Consider the following 17,122-nt stretch of genomic DNA (forward strand, 5'->3'; position numbering starts at 1 on the left):
GCACCTGCCGCGCAGCCCTCCGCCGCGTCCGCGCAACCCTCCGCCCCGTCGGCGCCCGCCGCCGCGCCCGCGTCCCCGGCCCACGGCCCCACCGACACCGCACACCCCGCACACTCCGCACACCCCGCGCCCCCCGCCCCCGCCGCCCTCGCCGCCAAGGTGCGGACCCTCGCGCCGTCCATGACGCGGTCCATGCAGCGCGTCGCCGAGGCCGTCGCCGGGGACCCGGCCGGCTGCGCCGCCCTCACCGTCACCGGCCTCGCCGAACTCACCGGCACCAGCGAGGCGACCGTCGTCCGCACCGCCCGTCTCCTCGGCTACCCCGGCTACCGCGACCTGCGGCTCGCCCTCGCCGGCCTCGCCGCCCAGCAGCAGTCCGGCCGCGCGCCCGCCGTCACCGCCGACATCGCCGTGGACGACCCGATCGCGGACGTCGTCGCCAAGCTCGCGTACGACGAGCAGCAGACGCTCGCCGACACCGCCGCCGGCCTGGACACCGTCCAGCTCGGCGCCGCCGTGGCCGCGCTCGCCGGCGCCCGCCGTATCGACATCTACGGCGTCGGCGCCTCCGGCCTCGTCGCCCAGGACCTCGGGCAGAAGCTGCTGCGCATCGGCCTCCTCGCGCACGCGCACAGCGACCCGCACCTCGCCGTCACCAACGCCGTGCAGCTCCGCTCGGGTGACGTCGCCATCGCCATCACCCACTCCGGCTCGACGGGCGACGTCATAGAGCCCCTCCGTGTCGCCTTCGACCACGGCGCGACCACGGTGGCGATCACGGGCCGCCCGGACGGGCCGGTGACGCAGTACGCCGACCACATCCTCACCACCTCCACCGCCCGCGAGAGCGAACTGCGCCCCGCGGCCATGTCGTCCCGTACCAGCCAACTCCTGGTCGTGGACTGCCTGTTCACCTGCGTCACCCAACGTACGTACGAGACGGCGGCCCCTGCCCTCGCGGCCTCGTACGAAGCCCTCGCCCACCGCCACGCCCCCCGCACCCGCTGACCCCGCCCCGCACCCGCACCCGCACCCGCAACCCGCTGACCAGAGCCCCGAAAGAGCCGCACGTGTCTGCTACGTACTCCGAACTCCGCGCCCAACTGGCCACCCTCACCACCGAGGCGTTCCGACCCGAGCTCGCGGAGATCGACCAGCTCCCGACGCTCGACATCGCCCGCACGATGAACGCCGAGGACCAGACCGTCCCCGCCGCCGTCGCCGCGCAGCTGCCCCTCATCGCCGCCGCCATCGACGCCACCGCCGACCGCATGGCGCGCGGCGGCCGGCTGATCTACGCGGGCGCGGGCACCGCCGGCCGGCTCGGCGTCCTCGACGCCAGCGAATGCCCGCCCACCTTCAACACCGACCCCTCGGAGGTCGTCGGCCTGATCGCGGGCGGCCCGTCGGCGATGGTGAAGGCGGTGGAGGGCGCGGAGGACTCGCGCGAACTCGCCGCAGCCGACCTCGACGAGCTCGGCCTCACCCCGAACGACACGGTGGTGGGGATCTCCGCCTCGGGCCGCACTCCGTACGCCATCGGCGCCGTCGAACACGCCCGCGCGCGAGGCGCGTTGACGATCGGCCTGTCCTGCAACGCGGACAGCGGTCTCGCGGCGGCGGCCGAGCACGGCATCGAGGTCGTCACCGGCCCCGAACTCCTCACCGGCTCCACGCGCTTGAAGGCGGGCACGGCCCAGAAGCTGGTCCTCAACATGATCTCGACGATCACGATGATCCGGCTGGGCAAGACGTACGGGAACCTGATGGTCGACGTCCGCGCCTCCAACGACAAGCTCCAGGCCCGTTCGCGCCGGATCGTCTCCCTCGCCACCGGAGCGCCGGACGAGCAGATCGAGTCGGCGCTCGCCGAGGCCGACGGCGAGGTGAAGACCGCGATCCTGATGATCCTGGCCGACATCGATGCCAAGACCGCCGACCAGCGGCTCCGGGACTCGCGCGGCCACCTCCGCGCCGCCCTGACCCCCTGACTCCTCCCCTCCCCACCGCCCGACCCCCTGCACCGCCCCTCCCCACCTCCGCGCCGCCTGACCCCCGACGCCTCCCTCCCTTCCCCTCCCCTCCCCACCCCCGCACAGCAAGGCCCCCGCACATGAGCACAGACGACAAGAACCGCGCCATCGCCGCCGCGATCCTCCCCCTCGTCGGTGGCGCCGAGAACATCGCCTCCGTGGCCCACTGCATGACCCGGCTCCGGCTGGCTCTGCGGGACCGCTCCCTCGTCCAGGACGACGCCCTGCGGGCGCTGCCGTCGGTGATGGGCGTGGTGGAGGACGACACGTACCAGATCGTGCTCGGCCCGGGCACGGTCGCCCGCGTGACGCCGGAGTTCGAGGCGCTGGTGGCGGCGGCTCCGAAGCCGGCGGCGGCAGCGGACGACCTGGCGGCGGCGGGGGCGGCGCTCAGGGCGGCGCAGAAGGCGAAGAACCAGACCCCGTTCAAGCTCTTCCTCCGCCGGATCGCGAACATCTTCGTCCCGCTGATCCCCGCCCTCATCGGCTGCGGCATCATCGCGGGCCTCAACGGCCTGCTGATCAACCTGGGCTGGCTGCCGGCCGTCACCCCCGCCCTGGCGGCGATGGCGAGCGGCTTCATGGCGCTGATCGCGGTGTTCGTCGGCTTCAACACGGCGAAGGAGTTCGGCGGTACGCCGATCCTGGGCGGTGCGGTGGCGGCGATCATCGTCTTCCCGGGCGTGGCGAAGATCGACGCGTTCGGCCAGACCCTGTCTCCGGGTCAGGGCGGCGTCCTCGGCGCGCTAGGCGCGGCGGTGCTGGCCGTGTACGTCGAGAAGTGGTGCCGCCGCTGGGTGCCGGAGGCCCTGGACGTCCTGGTGACGCCCACCCTCACGGTCCTGGTCTCCGGCCTGGTCACGATCTTCGGCCTGATGTTCGTGGCCGGTGAGATCTCGACCGCGATCGGCGAGTTCGCCACCTGGCTCCTGGCGAACGCCGGTGCGGGCGCGGGCCTGGTCCTGGGCGGCCTGTTCCTCCCGCTGGTCATGCTGGGTCTGCACCAGGCGCTGATCCCGATCCACACCACGCTCATCGAGCAGCAGGGCTTCACGGTCCTGCTGCCGATCCTGGCGATGGCGGGCGCGGGCCAGGTCGGCGCGGCGATGGCGGTCTACGTCAAGCTCCCGCGCAACGGCTCCATCCGCCGCACGATCAAGTCCGCGCTCCCGGCGGGCTTCCTGGGCGTGGGCGAGCCCCTGATCTACGGCGTCTCGCTCCCGCTGGGCCGCCCGTTCATCACGGCTTGCGTCGGCGGCGCGTTCGGCGGCGGCTTCGTCGGCCTCTTCAACATGCTGGGCGACAAGGTCGGCTCCACGGCCATCGGCCCCTCGGGCTGGGCCCTCTTCCCGCTCCTGGACGGCAACAAGGGCCTGGGCGAAACGATCGCGATCTACGCGGGCGGCCTGCTGGTCGGCTACGTGATGGGCTTCGCGGCGACGTACCTCTGGGGCTTCAGCCCCCGCCTCCTGGAAGAACACAACGTGAACACGGACCCGGTCGAGGTCCCGGTGGCGGCGGGCGGGGCTACGCCCCCGACGACGACCCCGGAACCGCAGGCACTGAAGGTCTGAGCGACAGCAGTACAACGCGGAGGGCCGCCCCCGGCACGAAACCGGGGGCGGCCCTCCGCCGCTGGTCGCATACGGTGCCGAGATGGCAGAGAGCCTGCCTGCCGGCGTAGCCGAGGTGCTTGCGGCAGTCCTGCACTCGGACAGTCCGGTCCATGCCGCGCTCCGAAGGCAGGTTCCGTATCTGAGCGTGCGAGCTCGCTGCACATGCGGGCGCGGTACCGCCTACTTCGACCTCGACACGAGCCAGGCCGAGCCCGCGCCCACCCCTCCGGCACCGTCATCGCGGCCGAAGCGCCCTCACCACCGAGGCCGGCGAGAACCCCGGGGAGGTCTTGGCCTTCACACAGGACGGCTACCTGTCGTGGCCGGACGTCTTCTCATGGAGCGACCACATCGAGGTGACTCTGGCCACCGCGCGTGACTGGCTGCGGCCGCGCTCCTGATCGACCGAATCAACTCCGTGGCAGCCCCGGCCCCCACAGCCCTACGCTGCCCCCATGGGACACGCCAAGACCTCTTACGTCTGCCTGCCGTGCCGCGCTTCGTACAAGCAGCCGTACGGCGAGGAGCGTGAGCGGCGGTGTCCGCAGTGTGCGGGACGGATGATCCACGCCGGTTCCGCTTTCGCCCCTCCGCCCCGCCGTGACAAGGCCGCCTGGCAGACCCTCACGCTGCTCCTGAACGCGGGCGTCGGTTTCCACAAGAGCTGCTGCGGCGGCCCGGGTTACCGCCCCCGCGAACTCCGCGAGGCCCGCACCTGGCTGGCGGCCCGGCGCCCCGCTCGCTGACGCCCGTCACCAGTCCTCAACCCCATACGAACAAACGAGGACACACGCCCTACGCGCGGCGAAAGACCGGCATGAAATTCAGATCGACCGGCGTCACCTAGCGGGTCTCGGAGGTGCCGGGTCAGTGACCTCCACGATCCCAGGCGAAAACTCGTCGGCGCTCATACCGGCATTCAGACCTGCAGACCGGAGGATCTGAACAATGGCATGCCCCATTGCCTGCTTCACCACGCCCATGTGGAGAACCGAGGGATGTTCGACGTCTCCGGCGCCAAGCCTCTTGAACGCCACTTCTGTCAGCACGCCGGATGGAACCCACACAACTGCCACTTTGGCACCTTCCGACTGAAGTCCGAAGCCGCCAGGACGTGGCTCGGAGAACGACGAGGGGAAGAGGCCCGCGATACGCAACTCGCGCGCCACTTTGATTTCGAGCGCATTTTCGTTCACACGCAAATCCTAGGACACGGCCCCGGCGAGTCCGCATACGACTGGGGCTCGGGACCGATCATCCGGCCCCGAGCCCCAGCCCTCACCTGCCTCCGCTTGCCCGGCGGATCATCCCTGCAAGCATGTCGTTCGCCACTGAGTTGATCAACGCGTTATTACCCCATGGAACGGACCAGGTAATCCGCGCATTCGGACTCATGAAGGCGGGAAGCTTGCCTGCACACACGGGGCAGGGCTGCCGCTCGCTATAGAGGTCTGTAATACCCCCGACGTTGTGCCCGTTCGCCTGGAGGGCCTTGATCTGGTCGATGATGTGGTCTTCGGAGTGGTATCCGTCACCCTGACTGAAGCCTACGATCAGCCCGTCATGTCCCTCGACCCTCGCCACTGCGACGTTCGGCCCAGGACGCTCAAGATAGGGCCCAGCGGGGAACCCACCGTCGACCCGTGCTTGATACGCGGCACTGCTCAGCTCGTCACTATTGTAGGGAACTTCCCCACCACAGTTGTGGACGAGCAGAGGCGCATGGCCAGCCACCACATAGTACGTGTGCGTGCTGAGGTGCTGTCATCTGCGTTTTCGCAGGTCAGCGGAATTCGGCCAGTCCGTGGGCGTGCGTGGAAGTGCCGTGTTGTGCGCCCCTGTTGCCGTCGGCGTTGCCGTCAGACGGCAACGTACGTGAGGGCGGCGGAATGGGCTTTGGCCGGTGTCCTGTTCGGGTTGGGGTCGGGCATGGTCAGGGGGCCGTACGCTGGCCGGCAACTCGGGCAGGCTTTGGAGCTGCCCGGAATTTGAACGAGTGGCCCCCTGGCCTTGCCCGACGCGGGCCCCGGCCCGAACAGGTGGGTAAAGCCCATGGAGCCGACCGACCCACCCACGAGCTACGCACCAGCCGACTCCCTGCCGCTGCCTCGCCGTCGGCCTCGCGTTCGTCGTGCGGACGCGTCCCACCTTCTCCGCGCTTCCGGCACAACGCTGCGCTGTTTCTGCGCGGCCTGGTCGCTGGCCGGCCCGCGGTGGCGGAGCCGAGAGCGGGCCGGGTGGGCGGCCGTGCCGCGCGCGACCCGCGTCAGCGGGTCGCCTTGAAGACGTAGAGAAAGTTTGGACGCATCCCGCTTCGGCGGTACGCCCTGGCTGTCGGTTGAGCGTTCGGCTGGGCTGCTGGCCTGGTGTGATGTCTGCGGGTCGCGGGTCCTGTTCCGGCTGGCGGTGGTGGTTCTACTCGGCTCGGGTGACCTTGGCGTGGTCGGTGAAGACGCGTCTGAACAGGTCGTGGCCGGTGCGTCCGGTGTGGCGGAGTGCCCAGTCCTGTGCGGCTTCCTGTTCATCGCGCGGGCCGGACTCGGCTCCGCAGTCGGGCGCGGTGCAGAACGCCTCGTAGGTGATGCCACCTTCGGGTGCGTGGCGGATGGTGTGTGTGATGCGCCGGTAGACGGCGCGGGGGGTCACTGGTGGCCCTCGGGGTGGCGTCGCATGTAGACGTTGCAGTCACTGACGGTGGTCATGTCGCCGACCACGCGAGCACCTGCGCAAGTGGGCCCACATGCTCGGCTTCCGCGGCCACTTCTCCACCAAGACCCGCACCTACTCCACCACCCTCGGCGCCCTCCGGGCCGCCCGAGCCGCCTGGCAACGCCGCCACACCCCTCCGCCCTCACCGACCACCCTCGTCCTCGCCCACTGGGCCTACGACGGCACCGGCCTCACCCCCGACCTCGAACGCCTCGCCGTTCTCATCGGTGGCGGCCCAGCGCGCGAGCAGGAGGTGACGGCCGGTGCGTGACGACGAACTCCTCACCGTCCCCGAGGCAATGGCCCGCCTCAAGATCAGTCGCTCCGCGCTCTACGACCTCCTGCGCACCCGGCGCCTGGCCTCGCTGGCCATCGGCCGCACCCGCCGCATCCCCGCCCACGCCCTCGCTGACTACGTCCAGCGCCACCTGGAAGAGGCCGCCCGATGACCGCCCCCAAGCGCAAGAAGGCCCGCGCCAGCGGCGAAGGCACCATCTACCAGCGCAAGGACGGCCGCTGGGAAGCCGCAGGCTACGTCCTCGCCGCCAACGGCACCCGCAAACGCGTCCGCGTCTACGGCAGCACGCGGAGGGAAGCCGCCGACAAACTCGCCGAGATGATCGCCGACAGCAACCGCGGCCTGCCCGTCGCCACCGCTGACGGCACCCTTGGTGACTACCTGACGTACTGGCTCGGCAGTGTCGCGGTCCACCGGCTTCGCGAGAACACCCACACGCGCTACTCCGCCTGCGTCCGCCTCCACCTCATCCCCGGCCTCGGCGCCAAGAAGATCGCGAGGCTCACCGCCAGGGACGTCCGCACCTTCCTCGACCGGCTCCGCACCACCTGTCAGTGCTGCACCCAGGGACTCGACGCCGAGCGGAAGAGGTGCTGCGCGGTCGGCGAGTGCTGCCAGAAACGGCTGTCCGCCTTGACCGTGACCTACGTGCACTCGGTGCTCAAGTCCGCACTGGAACACGCCGTCCGCGAAGACGAGCTGCCGCGCAACGTCGCCCGGAACGTCAAGACCACCAGGCACCAGCCCAGGCGCTTCCGGCCCCTTACCGCGGCCGAGGCCCGCCAGTTCCTCGACGCCGCCCACACCGACCGGCTCCACGCGCTCTACGAACTCGCCCTCCGCACCGGACTCCGCAAGGGCGAACTCCTCGGCCTCCACTGGGAAGAACTCGACCTCACCACCGGAACGGCCAGCGTCCGGCGCTCGCTCCAGCGCACCCGCAGCGGCGGCCTCACACACCTGCCCACCAAGACCCGCGCGTCCGAACGCCGAATCGCACTCCCCACCGAATGCCTCCGCTCCCTCAAGAAGCACCAGGAACGCCAGGACAAAGAGCGAGAGACAGCAGGATCGGCCTGGACAGACAGCGGCCTCGTATTCACCACGCCGACTGGCCAGCCTCTCGACCCTGCCAATCTCACTCGCCGCTTCCGCAGCTTCCTCAACCGGGCCGGACTCCGCCGCATCCGCTTCCACGACCTCCGCCACTCCACCGCAACCCTGCTCCTGGAACAGGGCGTCGACCTCGTCGTCATCAAGGAACTCCTCGGCCACGCCCACATCGGCGTCACCGCCGGCGTCTACGCCCACGTGAGGCTCCGTCTCCAACGCCAAGCCATCAACGCGTTGGGACACGCCCTCGGCGACCAGGACGACGAGCCCGACGGCCCGCCCGCCGCTGCCGTCGTCCGCTGACGTTGCCGTCAGCGTTGCCGTCAAACCCGCTGTAGGGCCCCGCCAGACCATATTTCTGGCGGGGCCCTACAGCGGTCTCCTGCATCCCACGGGTAGCGATTAGCAGCAGCCCGGAAGGAACCGATCGCCTTACGGCTCTCAATGCGAGCCGTAAGACGACAAGGGTTTTCTCAGGCAATCGGACTTCTATCGGGATCCAATACGTTGACGCCTTCCGCGTCCAGCATGGATTCGAACTCGTCAAGAGTTTCGCGCTTGATGAAATCAGCCTCGCTCTTGTGGATCGGAAGCAGCCACAGGAATCGCGCACCACCCGCTTCCGTCGGAGCCCATTCAAGTTCAGGCCCGTAGGGATACGGCAGACTCACCAGGAGGTGATCCATGCGAGAATCGGGCATCCAGGGGCGGCCAATATTGATGACCGATCCCACGTGCAACTGATGAGCCTCGAACGAGTGATAGTGACTCACCATTGCCAGCGTTTCCGAGTGAACGTCGGCAGCCACGGGCGACATTACGAAGAACTCGATTCCGCCGACTGTAGATCCATGCACAGAGGAACCGACTGTCACGTAGACCCAGGCCTCACCAGCACGCTGGGGGTAGACCCGATAGGTGGCGAAGTGCGGAACTCGCTCCAGGATCGGCCCGCGATCCCAGGGGGCAGATTCCACAATATGGCCGTCCCAGAATCCCCGAACATGCCGCTCAAGGGCCGACAATCGTTCGCTTTCTTCGGTCATAGTTCCAGATTCCTCTTTATCGCCTTGGAGACCTTCGCCATCTCGGCCCCCTGCGATCGCTGGCAGGCCTGACATGCAGCCCCATTGATGCCGTCATTCCTTGCGTAGGCTCTTCGCTCCGCGTTCGTCATCTCCGACCCGCCGCCGCGATAGTAGTGGAGAACAAGCGGCGGATCATGCTCGGGAACGGGGGCATGAGCGGTTCCTGATGTCATCGTAGCGCCGCACTCCGGGCACGGCTGTCCCTCACCCGCCGCTCGCGCCGCACGGCCGCCAGGGCCATTTGTCTGAGAACCGCCGTAGTGCGTAGCCCGACTGTACGGAACTGTGGCCGTGACCGGGTTTTCCAGGTCACTCGCAACCCCGCTGGAATCCACTTCGAACCGAGCGCCACCGCAATTGTGAACGAGGACCGGAGTGGCGCCTGCCAGCACATAGTACGTGTGCTGGCTGAGGTGCCGTCATCTGTGTTTTTGCAGGTCAGCGCAATTCGGCCAGTCCGTGGATGTGCGTGGAAGTCCCCTCCTGTGCGCCTGTGTTGCCGTCGGCGTTGCCGTCAGACGGCTGCGCGCGTGAGGTCGGTGGAGTGGGCTTTGGCCGGTGTCCTGCCCGGGTTGGGGTCGGGCATGGTCAGGGGGCCGTACGCTGGCCCGGCAACTCGGGCAGGTCGTGATCCTGCCCGGAATTTGAACGAGTGGCCCCCTGGCCTTGCCCGACGCGGGCCCCGGCCCGGGGAGGTGGGTAAAGCCCACGGAGCCGACCGCCCCCACCTCCGGGCCTCCGCCCGGCCAACTCCACACCGTCGCCTCGTCGTTGGCCTGACGCTCGCCGGCCCGGCGCGTCCGGCTTCTCCTCGCTTCCGGCGCAACGCTGCGCTGTCTCTGCGCGGCCTGGTCGCTGGCCGGCCCGCGGCGGCGGAGCCGAGAGCGGGCCGGGTGGGCGGCCGTGCCGCGCGACCCGCGCCAGCGGGTCGCCTTGAAGACGTAGAGAAAGTTTGGACGCATCCCGCTTCGGCGGTACGCCCTGGCTGTCGGTTGAGCGTTCGGCTGGGCTGCTGGCCTGGTGCGATGGCCCACGGGTTGTGGGTCCTGTTCCGGCTGGCGGTGGTGGTTCTACTCGGCTCGGGTGACCTTGGCGTGGTCGGTGAAGACGCGTCTGAACAGGTTGTGACCGGTGCTTCCGGTGTGGCGGAGTGCCCAGTCCTGTGCGGCTTCCTGCTCGGCGTGGGGTCCGGATTCGGCTTCGCAGTTGGCAGCGGTGCAGAACGCCTCGTAGGTGATGCCGCCTTCGGGCGCGTGACGGATGGTGTGAACGACGTGCCGGTATACAGCGCGGGGGCTCACTGATGGCCCTCCGGGTGGCGTCGCACGTAGACGTTGCAGTCGCTGACGGTGGTCATGTCACCGACCTCGCGGGCCCGGTCGCGCACGTTGGCCAGCTCCGCGCACCCCGCACAGCCCTCAACGGGTACCGGCTCCAGCTCCAGGCGCAAGGGGAGTTCAACTGGCGGGGTCGAGTACCTGGTCGGCTCCGTCACTGCACATCGCCACCTCTCGAACGTCACATGGCTGACCTCTTGACAGGTCGGTGCTCTAGTTCAGTATTCGAGTGGCCGAAGCACTCCCGCTACGGTTCGTAGTGCACTAGTGTGCCTCACTGACATCACGTCAACTCAACTGAGGGGCACGCCTTATGCCCAGTCCCAGGACGTTCACGAAGATCGCGGATCACTTCCGGGAGCGCATCCTGTCGGGAGAGCTTGAGCCCGGCGCCAAGCTGCCGACGAACCGGGAGATCGCCGGCCAGTGGCAGGCCGCAGCTGCCACAGTGTCCCGGGCCTTGCAGGCCCTTCAGGTGGAGAACTTCATCCGCACCACCCCCCGCGGTACCTACGTCGCCGACGACCCTCGCTGGACACTGTCGGCGCGGGACCGGCTGGCCCGTGTCCAGCGGGTGAAGTCGTTCCTGGCCGAGGGCGAGACGAGCCGGGTGACGGCGGCCGAGCTGATCACGCCGCCGCTGTACGTGGCGGAGATCTTCGACCTGGAGCCCGGAGATCAGGTGGTGCGGCGCGAGTGGCTGGCCGGCCGGGGCAAGACCAGGACCGTGTTCGCCGTGACCTGGTACCCGGCCCCGTTCGCCGCCCTCGTACCCGACCTGCTGAACACCGCCCCGGGCCGCAATCACGGACTGTCCGCCCGGGTCCTGGAAGCCACCGGGCGCACGATCACCCACGCCCGAGACGACATGCACGCCCGCCCCGCCGACGCCCGAGAGGCGAGCGCACTGGGGCTGCCGGTCGGCTCCCCGATCCTGGCCGGCGCCCACCGCTGGTCGGACGCGGAAGGAATCATCGAGTACGGGGAGTGGTGTCTGCCGCCCCAGTTCACCATCGGCTACGAGTACCAGCCCTGACCGGTCAACGCGAAGCGTCCCCTAAGGCCAACCTGCGGCCTTCGGGGACGCCGTCGTTCACATGCCCCTCTCAGTCGGCGGCGCGGCCTTCGAGACGTTCGACGCGCTCCTCCAGCTCCTCGATCCGCTCCAGGGCGCGTTCCAGCTTGTAGGTCAGATCCGCCACTCCGGCCACCGCCGGGAACTCATTCCGTGGGGCAGTCGGCGCTTCGTCCGGCTCGTCCAGCGGCTGCACCGTGACCGGCACCTCTGTGCCGAACTCGCCTCCCACGACGACGTACGCCATCGACCCGTTCCGCTGGTGGGCCTTCTTCATCCTGCCCTCCAGAGTGAGGAAGGTCAGTGCCTGGTCTGCGGATTCCGGGTCGCCGCCGATCGTGTCGACCACGTCGTCCACGGTGACCCTGGCCCCTCTGGCCAGTGATCCATCTCTGATCTTGCGGACCAGGCGGCCGTGGATGAGCTGGGTGGCGAAGCCGTGGTCGTCCCAGTCGCGTACGTAGACCTCGTCGCCGGGCAGTTCGCCGGGGTAGCGCAGGAGGAAGTTGCCAGCCAGCAGGGCGATGGCGTTGGTGACGACGTTGAGTGGCACCGCGTAGTGCTCCGCCAGGACCTCGCGGGCCGGGAGCCTGGCGCCGGGTGCCAGGCTCCCGGAGTAGATCTGCTGTTGGAGGTCGCCGGCGACCTTCTCGAAGGCGTCCTCGAAGTCGGCCGAGCGCGTGACGAACGTGCCGCGCCCCTGGCGGGCGATGACCCAGCCCTCGTTCCGCAAGAGCCGGATCGCCTTCTGCACGGTCAGGCTCGACGCCTTGTAGGTCTGCATGAGCTGGCTCTGCGTCGGCAGGAGCTGACCTGGACGCAGTTCGCCGTCCCGGATCTGCTGCCGCAGGTCGTCCGCGATGCGCTCGAACGTCAAACGCGCTTCGTCAGCAGCAGCCATGTCCATCCCTGATCCGAGTCCGAGTCCATCCGCCGCAGGCCGCCCGCTGACTGTCGTGTTTCACCAGCTCAGCCGCCTCACGGGCTCAGGGTAGCCGCCTGATGGATGGACCACCGCAGGAAACGAATGGAACTCAATAGGGATGGACTTCGGATGGAATGAATGTATGGTTGCGGCACACGATCACCCACACGGGTGACTCACACCCCTCTACCTGGAGGTCTGCCGTGAAGACCATGCCCATCGACCAGTCCCAGGCACTGATGATCCTGGCCTCCGAGCCCCGCCCGCAGTTCAAGGACCGCGAGGGCCGGCAGCCCGCGATCGACCGGGGCACCGGCGCCCACGTGCACCTGGTGGACGTGATGTTCGCCTTCAACGGCCGCGCCGAAGTGATCGCCGTGAAGATCCCCGAGCCGGGTCTCGGCAAGGGTCTGAAGGTCGGCCTGCCGGTGGCTTTCACCGGACTTGTCGCCTCGGCCTGGGAGAACGAGATCAACGGCAAGGACCGGCACGGCGTCTCCGTCCGCGCCGACGCCATCACCGTCAAGGCAGGCGCCTGATGCCCGAGAACTCCCTTGGGCTCGCGCTTCTGGTCGTCTCCGGCCTCGGCGCGCTCGGGCTGCCGGGCTGGGCCGGGTACTGCTTCGCCCGCTGGTACCGGGCCGATGCCGAGACCCGGGTCAGCCTGCGGCAGGCGCGGCTGATGCGTTGGGGTTGGAAGCGGCTCGCCCCGATGCTGGGCCTGGCCGTCAAGGACGCCACCCCGACCGTGCTCCAGCAGTACGGCCCGCAGGAGCAATCACCGAAGCCGCGCGCGCTGGTGCCGCGCCTGCACACCCGCGCCGATGCCTTCGGCGTCACCGTCACTGCCGATGCCCTGCCGCAGGTGGGGCTCAGCGCCTGGCAGGACGCCAGCGAGGGCTTGTGCGACGCCTGGGGCATGCGGCGCATCCGCATCAGTCAGCCCAAGCCCGGAGTGATCGTCGCGCGCGGCTTCCGGCGTGAGCCGTTGAAGGCGGTGATCCGCTCGCCGCTCCTCGGTCCGGACGGCTCCCCGGTCTGCCGACCGGGGCAGTTCGTCTCCACCGATGACGTACTGCTCGGCTGGGACGAGGACGGCACCCCCATCGTGCTCAACCTCGCGTACTCCGCGCACGCCCTCGTCGCCGGCGTCACCCGCTCCGGCAAGTCGATCACCGTCAACACCATGCTCGCCTACGCCTCGCTCATGCGGGACGTGCGGCTGATCGTGATCGACCCCAACCTCGGCGCCGTCGCGTCCTGGTGGCGTACCGCCTACAAGGTCTCCGACGCCATCCACCCCGACGAGCCGACCGAGATCCTGCGCTGGGTGCGTGAGGAGATGCAGCGCCGCGAGCGGCTGTTCTGGTCCGGCCGCACCGACCGCATCACCGACTTCAGCCCCGAGCTGCCGCTACTGCTCGTGGTGATCGACGAGGTCGCGAACTACACCCGCCACCCTGACCGCAAGGCCCGCGAACGCTTCGAGGCCGAGCTGCTGGCCATCGCCAGCCAGGGCGCCAAGTTCGGCATCCGGCTGTGGCTGCTCACCCAGAAGCCCTCCGCCGACGTGCTCACCACCGCCGTACGCACCAACCTGTCCGCCCGTATCTGCCACCGCGTCGACACCGTCGAGGACTTCCTGCACCTCTTCCCCGACGGCCGGGAACTCGACATCACCGCCGCCGACCGCACCATGCCCCAGGGCGTCTCCATCGCCTCCGTCGGCGACATGCGCACCCCCGTCCGGCTGCGCTCGGTCTACCTGCCCACCGAAGCCTGCTGGCAGATCAACGACCTCATGTGCGCCGAAGGGCTCAAGGTCCGCGAACTGCCCGACCGCGTCGACCTGGACAAGGCCGCGTGAACGCCGCCTCCTGGTCCCGCTTCGCAGTGACCCCCGGCAAGGGCGTGTAGTCGCCAAACCCTCGCCCCTGCCGGGGCCTCCCTCCCATCCATCCACGGCATACGTGTGTGCCGCAGTGCAGAGAGGTCCCGCCAGCATGCCACCGCACGACCCCACCACCACAATCCCCCGCCCCGAAACCGCCACGGCCGCGCTGCCCACGTTCACCGGGTACCGGAACCTGCTCGGCCTGGTCCGGCAGCTGTCCTCACTCGGCGGGTGCGCCCAGCCGATCCGGCTCGAAGGCCAGCGCACCGAGATCGACGCCTTCACCGGCGAGATCCTGCGCGAACTGAAGTCCAAGGAACTGCCCGCCGGACAGCTCCTGGTCCGCTGCGGCAACCGCCGCACCACCCGCTGCCCCTCCTGCGCCGAGCTCTACCGCCAGGACACCTACCACCTCATCGCCGCCGGCCTGCGCGGCGGCAAGACCATCCTCGAACAGGTCGCCACCCATCCCCGCGTCTTCGCCACTCTCACCGCACCGTCGTACGGACCCGTGCACGGGCGACGCGTGGGCGGCTCCGCCCGCTGCCGTTGCGGACGCACTCACGCCAAGGGTGACCCGCTCCTCGGCACACCGCTCGACGCCGAGCGGTACGACTACACCGGCGCGGTGCTGTGGAACGCCCACGCCCCGGCCCTGTGGGCCCGCTTCATGCTCCACCTGCGCCGCACCATCGCCGCCGCAGCTGGTGTCCCGCAACGCCTGCTGCACAAGGTCGTTCGGGTCTCGTACGCGAAGGTCGCCGAGTACCAGCAGCGCGGGTTGATCCACTTTCACGCCGTGATCCGTCTCGACGGCCGCGCGGGCCCCTACACCCCGCCGCCCGCCTGGGCCACCCCCGAACTCCTCGCCGACGCCATCCGGATCGCGTCCACCCGTGCCCACATCGACGGGCCCGAAATCAACGGCCGCGCCCGCTCCTTCGCCTTCGGCGAGCAGATCGACACCAGGATCATCCGGTCCTCCGCCTTCCAGGGCGGGACCACCATCACCGAGGGCAAGGTCGCCGGATACGTCGCCAAGTACGCCACCAAGGGCACCGAAGCCGCCACCGGCACCCTCGACCACCGGCTGAAGAGGATCACCGACCTCTGGTTCGAGTCCGTACCCGAGCACGCCGCCCGCATGATCCGCACCGCCTGGACCCTCGGCGCCCGCGACGACCTCAAGCACCTGAACCTGCGCAAGTGGGCCCACATGCTCGGCTTCCGCGGCCACTTCTCCACCAAAACCCGCGCCTACTCCACCACCCTCGGCGCCCTCCGGGCCGCCCGAGCCGCCTGGCACCGCCGCCACACCCCTCCGCCCTCCCCGACCACCCTCGTCATCGCCGACTGGGCCTATGACGGCACCGGCCTCACTCCCGATCTTGAACGCCTCGCCGCACTCATCAACGGTGGCCCGGCCCACAAGAAGGCGGTGACGGCCGGTGCGTGATGACGAACTCCTCACCGTTCCGGAGGCCATGGCCCGCCTCAAGATCGGACGCTCCGCCCTCTACGACCTCCTGCGCACCCGCCGCCTGGCCTCCTTGACGATCGGCCGGGCCCGCCGCATCCCCGCCCACGCTCTGGACGACTACGTCCAGCGCCACCTGGAAGAGGCCGCCTGATGACCGCGCCCAAGCGCAAGACGGCCCGCGCCAACGGCGAGGGCACCATCTACCAGCGAAAAGACGGCCGTTGGGAAGCCGCAGGCTACGTCCTCGCCTCCGACGGCACCCGCAAACGCGTCCGCGTCTACGGCAGCACACGAAGAGAAGCCGCCGACAAACTCGCCGAGAAGATCGCCGACAGCAACCGCGGTCTCCCCGTCGCCACCGCCGACAGCACCGTCGGCGACTACCTGACCTACTGGCTCGGCAGCGTCGCCGTCCACCGGCTCCGCGAGAACACCCACACCCGCTACACCGCATGCGTCCGCCTGCACCTCATCCCCGGCCTCGGCACCAAGAAGATCGCGCGCCTCACCGCCAAGGACGTCCGCACCTTCCTCGACCGGCTCCGCACCACCTGCCGGTGCTGCACCCAGGGCCTGGACACCGAACGGCAGGCGTGCTGCGCCATCGGCGAGTGCTGCCAGAAGCAGTTGTCTCCATCGACCCTGATCTACGTGCACTCGGTGCTCAAGTCGGCACTGGAACACGCCGTCCGAGAGGACGAGCTGCCCCGCAACGTCGCCCGGAACGTCAAGACCACTACGAACCGGCCCAGGCGCTTCCAGCCCCTCACCGCGACCGAAGCCCGCCGGTTCCTCGACGCGGCCCGCGCCGACCGGCTCCACTCGCTGTACGAACTCGCGCTGCGCACCGGACTCCGCAAGGGGGAACTCCTCGGCCTCCACTGGGAAGACCTCGACCTCAACGCCGGAACAGCCAGCATCCGCCACTCGCTCCAGCGCACCCGCACCGGCGGCCTCACCCATCTGCCCACCAAGACCCGGGCGTCCGAGCGCCGTATCGCGCTCCCGACCGAGTGCATCCACTCTCTCAAGAAGCGCAAGGAGCGGCAGGACAGGGAGCGCGAAACGGCTGGGTCGGCCTGGAGCGACGGCGGCCACGTCTTCACCACCCCGGCCGGCAGACCTCTCGACCCTGCCAACCTCACCCGCCGCTTCCGCACCTTCCTCGACCGGGCCGGACTCCGACGGATCCGCTTCCACGACCTCCGCCACTCCACCGCCACCCTGCTCCTGGAACAAGGCGTCGACCTTGTCGTGATCAAGGAACTGCTGGGCCACGCGCACATCGGCGTCACCGCTGGCGTCTACGCCCACGTACGCCTGCGTCTCCAACGGCAAGCGATCGACGCCCTCGGCAACGCACTCAGCCCGACGGACAACGACCCCGACGACCCACCCGACGCAGCCGTCGTCCGCTGACGTTGCCGTCAGCGTTGCCGTCAAACGCCCGAGAGGCCCCACCGGAATGTATCCGGCGGGGCCTCTTCACATGGCGCGATGGCGATTTGGGAATCAAGCCGAGATATTTCGACTGCGGATACTATTTACCCTCTC

General features: G+C 69.3%; 18 protein-coding genes and 1 pseudogene. 13 read left to right on the top strand and 6 right to left on the bottom strand.

Annotated elements, in window-relative coordinates; genetic code table 11:
• Positions 1 to 159 precede the first annotated feature (159 nt).
• From ACIPPS_RS27685 to ACIPPS_RS27700, 4 genes are all read left to right on the top strand, one after another.
• A complete protein-coding gene (locus ACIPPS_RS27685; RefSeq protein WP_315894721.1) occupies positions 160 to 1,008 on the top strand; it encodes a MurR/RpiR family transcriptional regulator in 849 nt (282 codons plus the stop codon).
• 62 nt (positions 1,009 to 1,070) lie between these two features.
• The gene (murQ, locus tag ACIPPS_RS27690; RefSeq protein WP_401437316.1) at positions 1,071 to 1,991 is read left to right on the top strand and encodes an N-acetylmuramic acid 6-phosphate etherase; all 921 of its coding nucleotides are present in this window, start codon (positions 1,071 to 1,073) and stop codon (positions 1,989 to 1,991) included.
• Positions 1,992 to 2,113: 122 nt separating this feature from the next.
• Positions 2,114 to 3,607, top strand: coding sequence for a PTS transporter subunit EIIC (locus tag ACIPPS_RS27695; RefSeq protein WP_401437319.1), 1,494 nt, complete (start codon positions 2,114 to 2,116; stop codon positions 3,605 to 3,607).
• Between the two features lie 497 nt (positions 3,608 to 4,104).
• Positions 4,105 to 4,395 (top strand): deoxyxylulose-5-phosphate synthase, encoded by a 291-nt coding sequence (locus ACIPPS_RS27700; protein WP_401437322.1) that lies wholly within the window; start codon positions 4,105 to 4,107, stop codon positions 4,393 to 4,395.
• A 93-nt stretch (positions 4,396 to 4,488) separates the two neighbouring features.
• On the opposite strand, the gene ACIPPS_RS27705 is transcribed toward ACIPPS_RS27700, so the two are convergent.
• From ACIPPS_RS27705 to ACIPPS_RS27715, 3 genes are all read right to left on the bottom strand, one after another.
• Positions 4,489 to 4,845 carry a hypothetical protein gene (locus ACIPPS_RS27705; protein WP_401437325.1) on the bottom strand — a complete coding sequence of 119 codons (357 nt, stop codon included), beginning with the start codon at positions 4,843 to 4,845 and terminating at the stop codon, positions 4,489 to 4,491.
• A gap of 82 nt (positions 4,846 to 4,927) precedes the next feature.
• On the bottom strand, positions 4,928 to 5,386 hold the full coding sequence (locus ACIPPS_RS27710; protein WP_401437328.1) for a nucleic acid/nucleotide deaminase domain-containing protein: 459 nt from the start codon (positions 5,384 to 5,386) through the stop codon (positions 4,928 to 4,930).
• 678 nt (positions 5,387 to 6,064) lie between these two features.
• On the bottom strand, positions 6,065 to 6,295 hold the full coding sequence (locus ACIPPS_RS27715; RefSeq protein WP_401437331.1) for a hypothetical protein: 231 nt from the start codon (positions 6,293 to 6,295) through the stop codon (positions 6,065 to 6,067).
• A 73-nt stretch (positions 6,296 to 6,368) separates the two neighbouring features.
• On the opposite strand from ACIPPS_RS27715, the pseudogene ACIPPS_RS27720 reads away from it, so the two are divergent.
• The 3 genes and pseudogenes from ACIPPS_RS27720 to ACIPPS_RS27730 form a co-directional block, all read left to right on the top strand.
• Positions 6,369 to 6,629, top strand: a pseudogene (locus ACIPPS_RS27720) (replication initiator); the annotation flags it as partial.
• Positions 6,622 to 6,807, top strand: a complete 186-nt coding sequence (locus ACIPPS_RS27725; protein ID WP_382542785.1) for a helix-turn-helix domain-containing protein — start codon at positions 6,622 to 6,624, stop codon at positions 6,805 to 6,807. The pseudogene ACIPPS_RS27720 and the gene ACIPPS_RS27725, both read left to right, overlap by 8 nt.
• Complete coding sequence (locus ACIPPS_RS27730; protein ID WP_401437334.1) at positions 6,804 to 8,072, top strand: tyrosine-type recombinase/integrase; 1,269 nt, start codon at positions 6,804 to 6,806, stop codon at positions 8,070 to 8,072. Before ACIPPS_RS27725 ends, ACIPPS_RS27730 begins: the two co-directional genes overlap by 4 nt.
• Positions 8,073 to 8,242: 170 nt before the next feature.
• Here ACIPPS_RS27730 and ACIPPS_RS27735 read toward each other — a convergent pair whose 3' ends face one another.
• A complete protein-coding gene (locus ACIPPS_RS27735; protein ID WP_401437336.1) occupies positions 8,243 to 8,815 on the bottom strand; it encodes a suppressor of fused domain protein in 573 nt (190 codons plus the stop codon).
• 1,339 nt (positions 8,816 to 10,154) lie between these two features.
• On the bottom strand, positions 10,155 to 10,352 hold the full coding sequence (locus ACIPPS_RS27740; protein ID WP_401437338.1) for a hypothetical protein: 198 nt from the start codon (positions 10,350 to 10,352) through the stop codon (positions 10,155 to 10,157).
• Positions 10,353 to 10,507: 155 nt separating this feature from the next.
• Here ACIPPS_RS27740 and ACIPPS_RS27745 point away from each other — a divergent pair, with 155 nt between their 5' ends.
• Positions 10,508 to 11,230 (top strand): GntR family transcriptional regulator, encoded by a 723-nt coding sequence (locus ACIPPS_RS27745; RefSeq protein ID WP_401437341.1) that lies wholly within the window; start codon positions 10,508 to 10,510, stop codon positions 11,228 to 11,230.
• A 70-nt stretch (positions 11,231 to 11,300) separates the two neighbouring features.
• Here ACIPPS_RS27745 and ACIPPS_RS27750 read toward each other — a convergent pair whose 3' ends face one another.
• Positions 11,301 to 12,170 (bottom strand): GntR family transcriptional regulator, encoded by an 870-nt coding sequence (locus tag ACIPPS_RS27750; protein WP_401437344.1) that lies wholly within the window; start codon positions 12,168 to 12,170, stop codon positions 11,301 to 11,303.
• A gap of 236 nt (positions 12,171 to 12,406) precedes the next feature.
• Between ACIPPS_RS27750 and ACIPPS_RS27755 the strand changes: the two genes are divergently transcribed.
• From ACIPPS_RS27755 to ACIPPS_RS27775, 5 genes are all read left to right on the top strand, one after another.
• Positions 12,407 to 12,733 (top strand): hypothetical protein, encoded by a 327-nt coding sequence (locus ACIPPS_RS27755; protein WP_401437737.1) that lies wholly within the window; start codon positions 12,407 to 12,409, stop codon positions 12,731 to 12,733.
• On the top strand, positions 12,733 to 14,061 hold the full coding sequence (locus ACIPPS_RS27760; protein WP_401437347.1) for an FtsK/SpoIIIE domain-containing protein: 1,329 nt from the start codon (positions 12,733 to 12,735) through the stop codon (positions 14,059 to 14,061). Before ACIPPS_RS27755 ends, ACIPPS_RS27760 begins: the two co-directional genes overlap by 1 nt.
• A gap of 136 nt (positions 14,062 to 14,197) precedes the next feature.
• Complete coding sequence (locus ACIPPS_RS27765) at positions 14,198 to 15,544, top strand: replication initiator (protein ID WP_401437349.1); 1,347 nt, start codon at positions 14,198 to 14,200, stop codon at positions 15,542 to 15,544.
• Positions 15,537 to 15,719: a helix-turn-helix domain-containing protein gene (locus tag ACIPPS_RS27770; protein ID WP_376628963.1), complete on the top strand. Its 183-nt coding sequence runs from the start codon at positions 15,537 to 15,539 to the stop codon at positions 15,717 to 15,719. The genes ACIPPS_RS27765 and ACIPPS_RS27770 overlap by 8 nt, the downstream gene beginning before the upstream one ends.
• A complete protein-coding gene (locus ACIPPS_RS27775) occupies positions 15,719 to 16,987 on the top strand; it encodes a tyrosine-type recombinase/integrase (RefSeq protein ID WP_401437352.1) in 1,269 nt (422 codons plus the stop codon). The genes ACIPPS_RS27770 and ACIPPS_RS27775 overlap by 1 nt, the downstream gene beginning before the upstream one ends.
• Positions 16,988 to 17,122: the final 135 nt, after the last annotated feature.

Source organism: Streptomyces sp. NPDC090127 (genome assembly GCF_044746945.1).
Classification (GTDB): Bacteria; Actinomycetota; Actinomycetes; order Streptomycetales; family Streptomycetaceae; genus Streptomyces.

Excerpts from the sequence above, each read along its gene's own strand:
- ACIPPS_RS27750 (WP_401437344.1), bottom strand. The coding sequence starts at position 12,170 with ATGGCTGCTGCTGACGAAGCGCGTTTGACGTTCGAGCGCATCGCGGAC.
- ACIPPS_RS27745 (WP_401437341.1), top strand. The coding sequence starts at position 10,508 with ATGCCCAGTCCCAGGACGTTCACGAAGATCGCGGATCACTTCCGGGAG.
- ACIPPS_RS27735 (WP_401437336.1), bottom strand. The coding sequence starts at position 8,815 with ATGACCGAAGAAAGCGAACGATTGTCGGCCCTTGAGCGGCATGTTCGG.
- ACIPPS_RS27695 (WP_401437319.1), top strand. The coding sequence starts at position 2,114 with ATGAGCACAGACGACAAGAACCGCGCCATCGCCGCCGCGATCCTCCCC.
- ACIPPS_RS27700 (WP_401437322.1), top strand. The coding sequence starts at position 4,105 with ATGGGACACGCCAAGACCTCTTACGTCTGCCTGCCGTGCCGCGCTTCG.
- ACIPPS_RS27775 (WP_401437352.1), top strand. The coding sequence starts at position 15,719 with ATGACCGCGCCCAAGCGCAAGACGGCCCGCGCCAACGGCGAGGGCACC.
- ACIPPS_RS27765 (WP_401437349.1), top strand. The coding sequence starts at position 14,198 with ATGCCACCGCACGACCCCACCACCACAATCCCCCGCCCCGAAACCGCC.
- ACIPPS_RS27755 (WP_401437737.1), top strand. The coding sequence starts at position 12,407 with ATGCCCATCGACCAGTCCCAGGCACTGATGATCCTGGCCTCCGAGCCC.
- ACIPPS_RS27730 (WP_401437334.1), top strand. The coding sequence starts at position 6,804 with ATGACCGCCCCCAAGCGCAAGAAGGCCCGCGCCAGCGGCGAAGGCACC.
- ACIPPS_RS27760 (WP_401437347.1), top strand. The coding sequence starts at position 12,733 with ATGCCCGAGAACTCCCTTGGGCTCGCGCTTCTGGTCGTCTCCGGCCTC.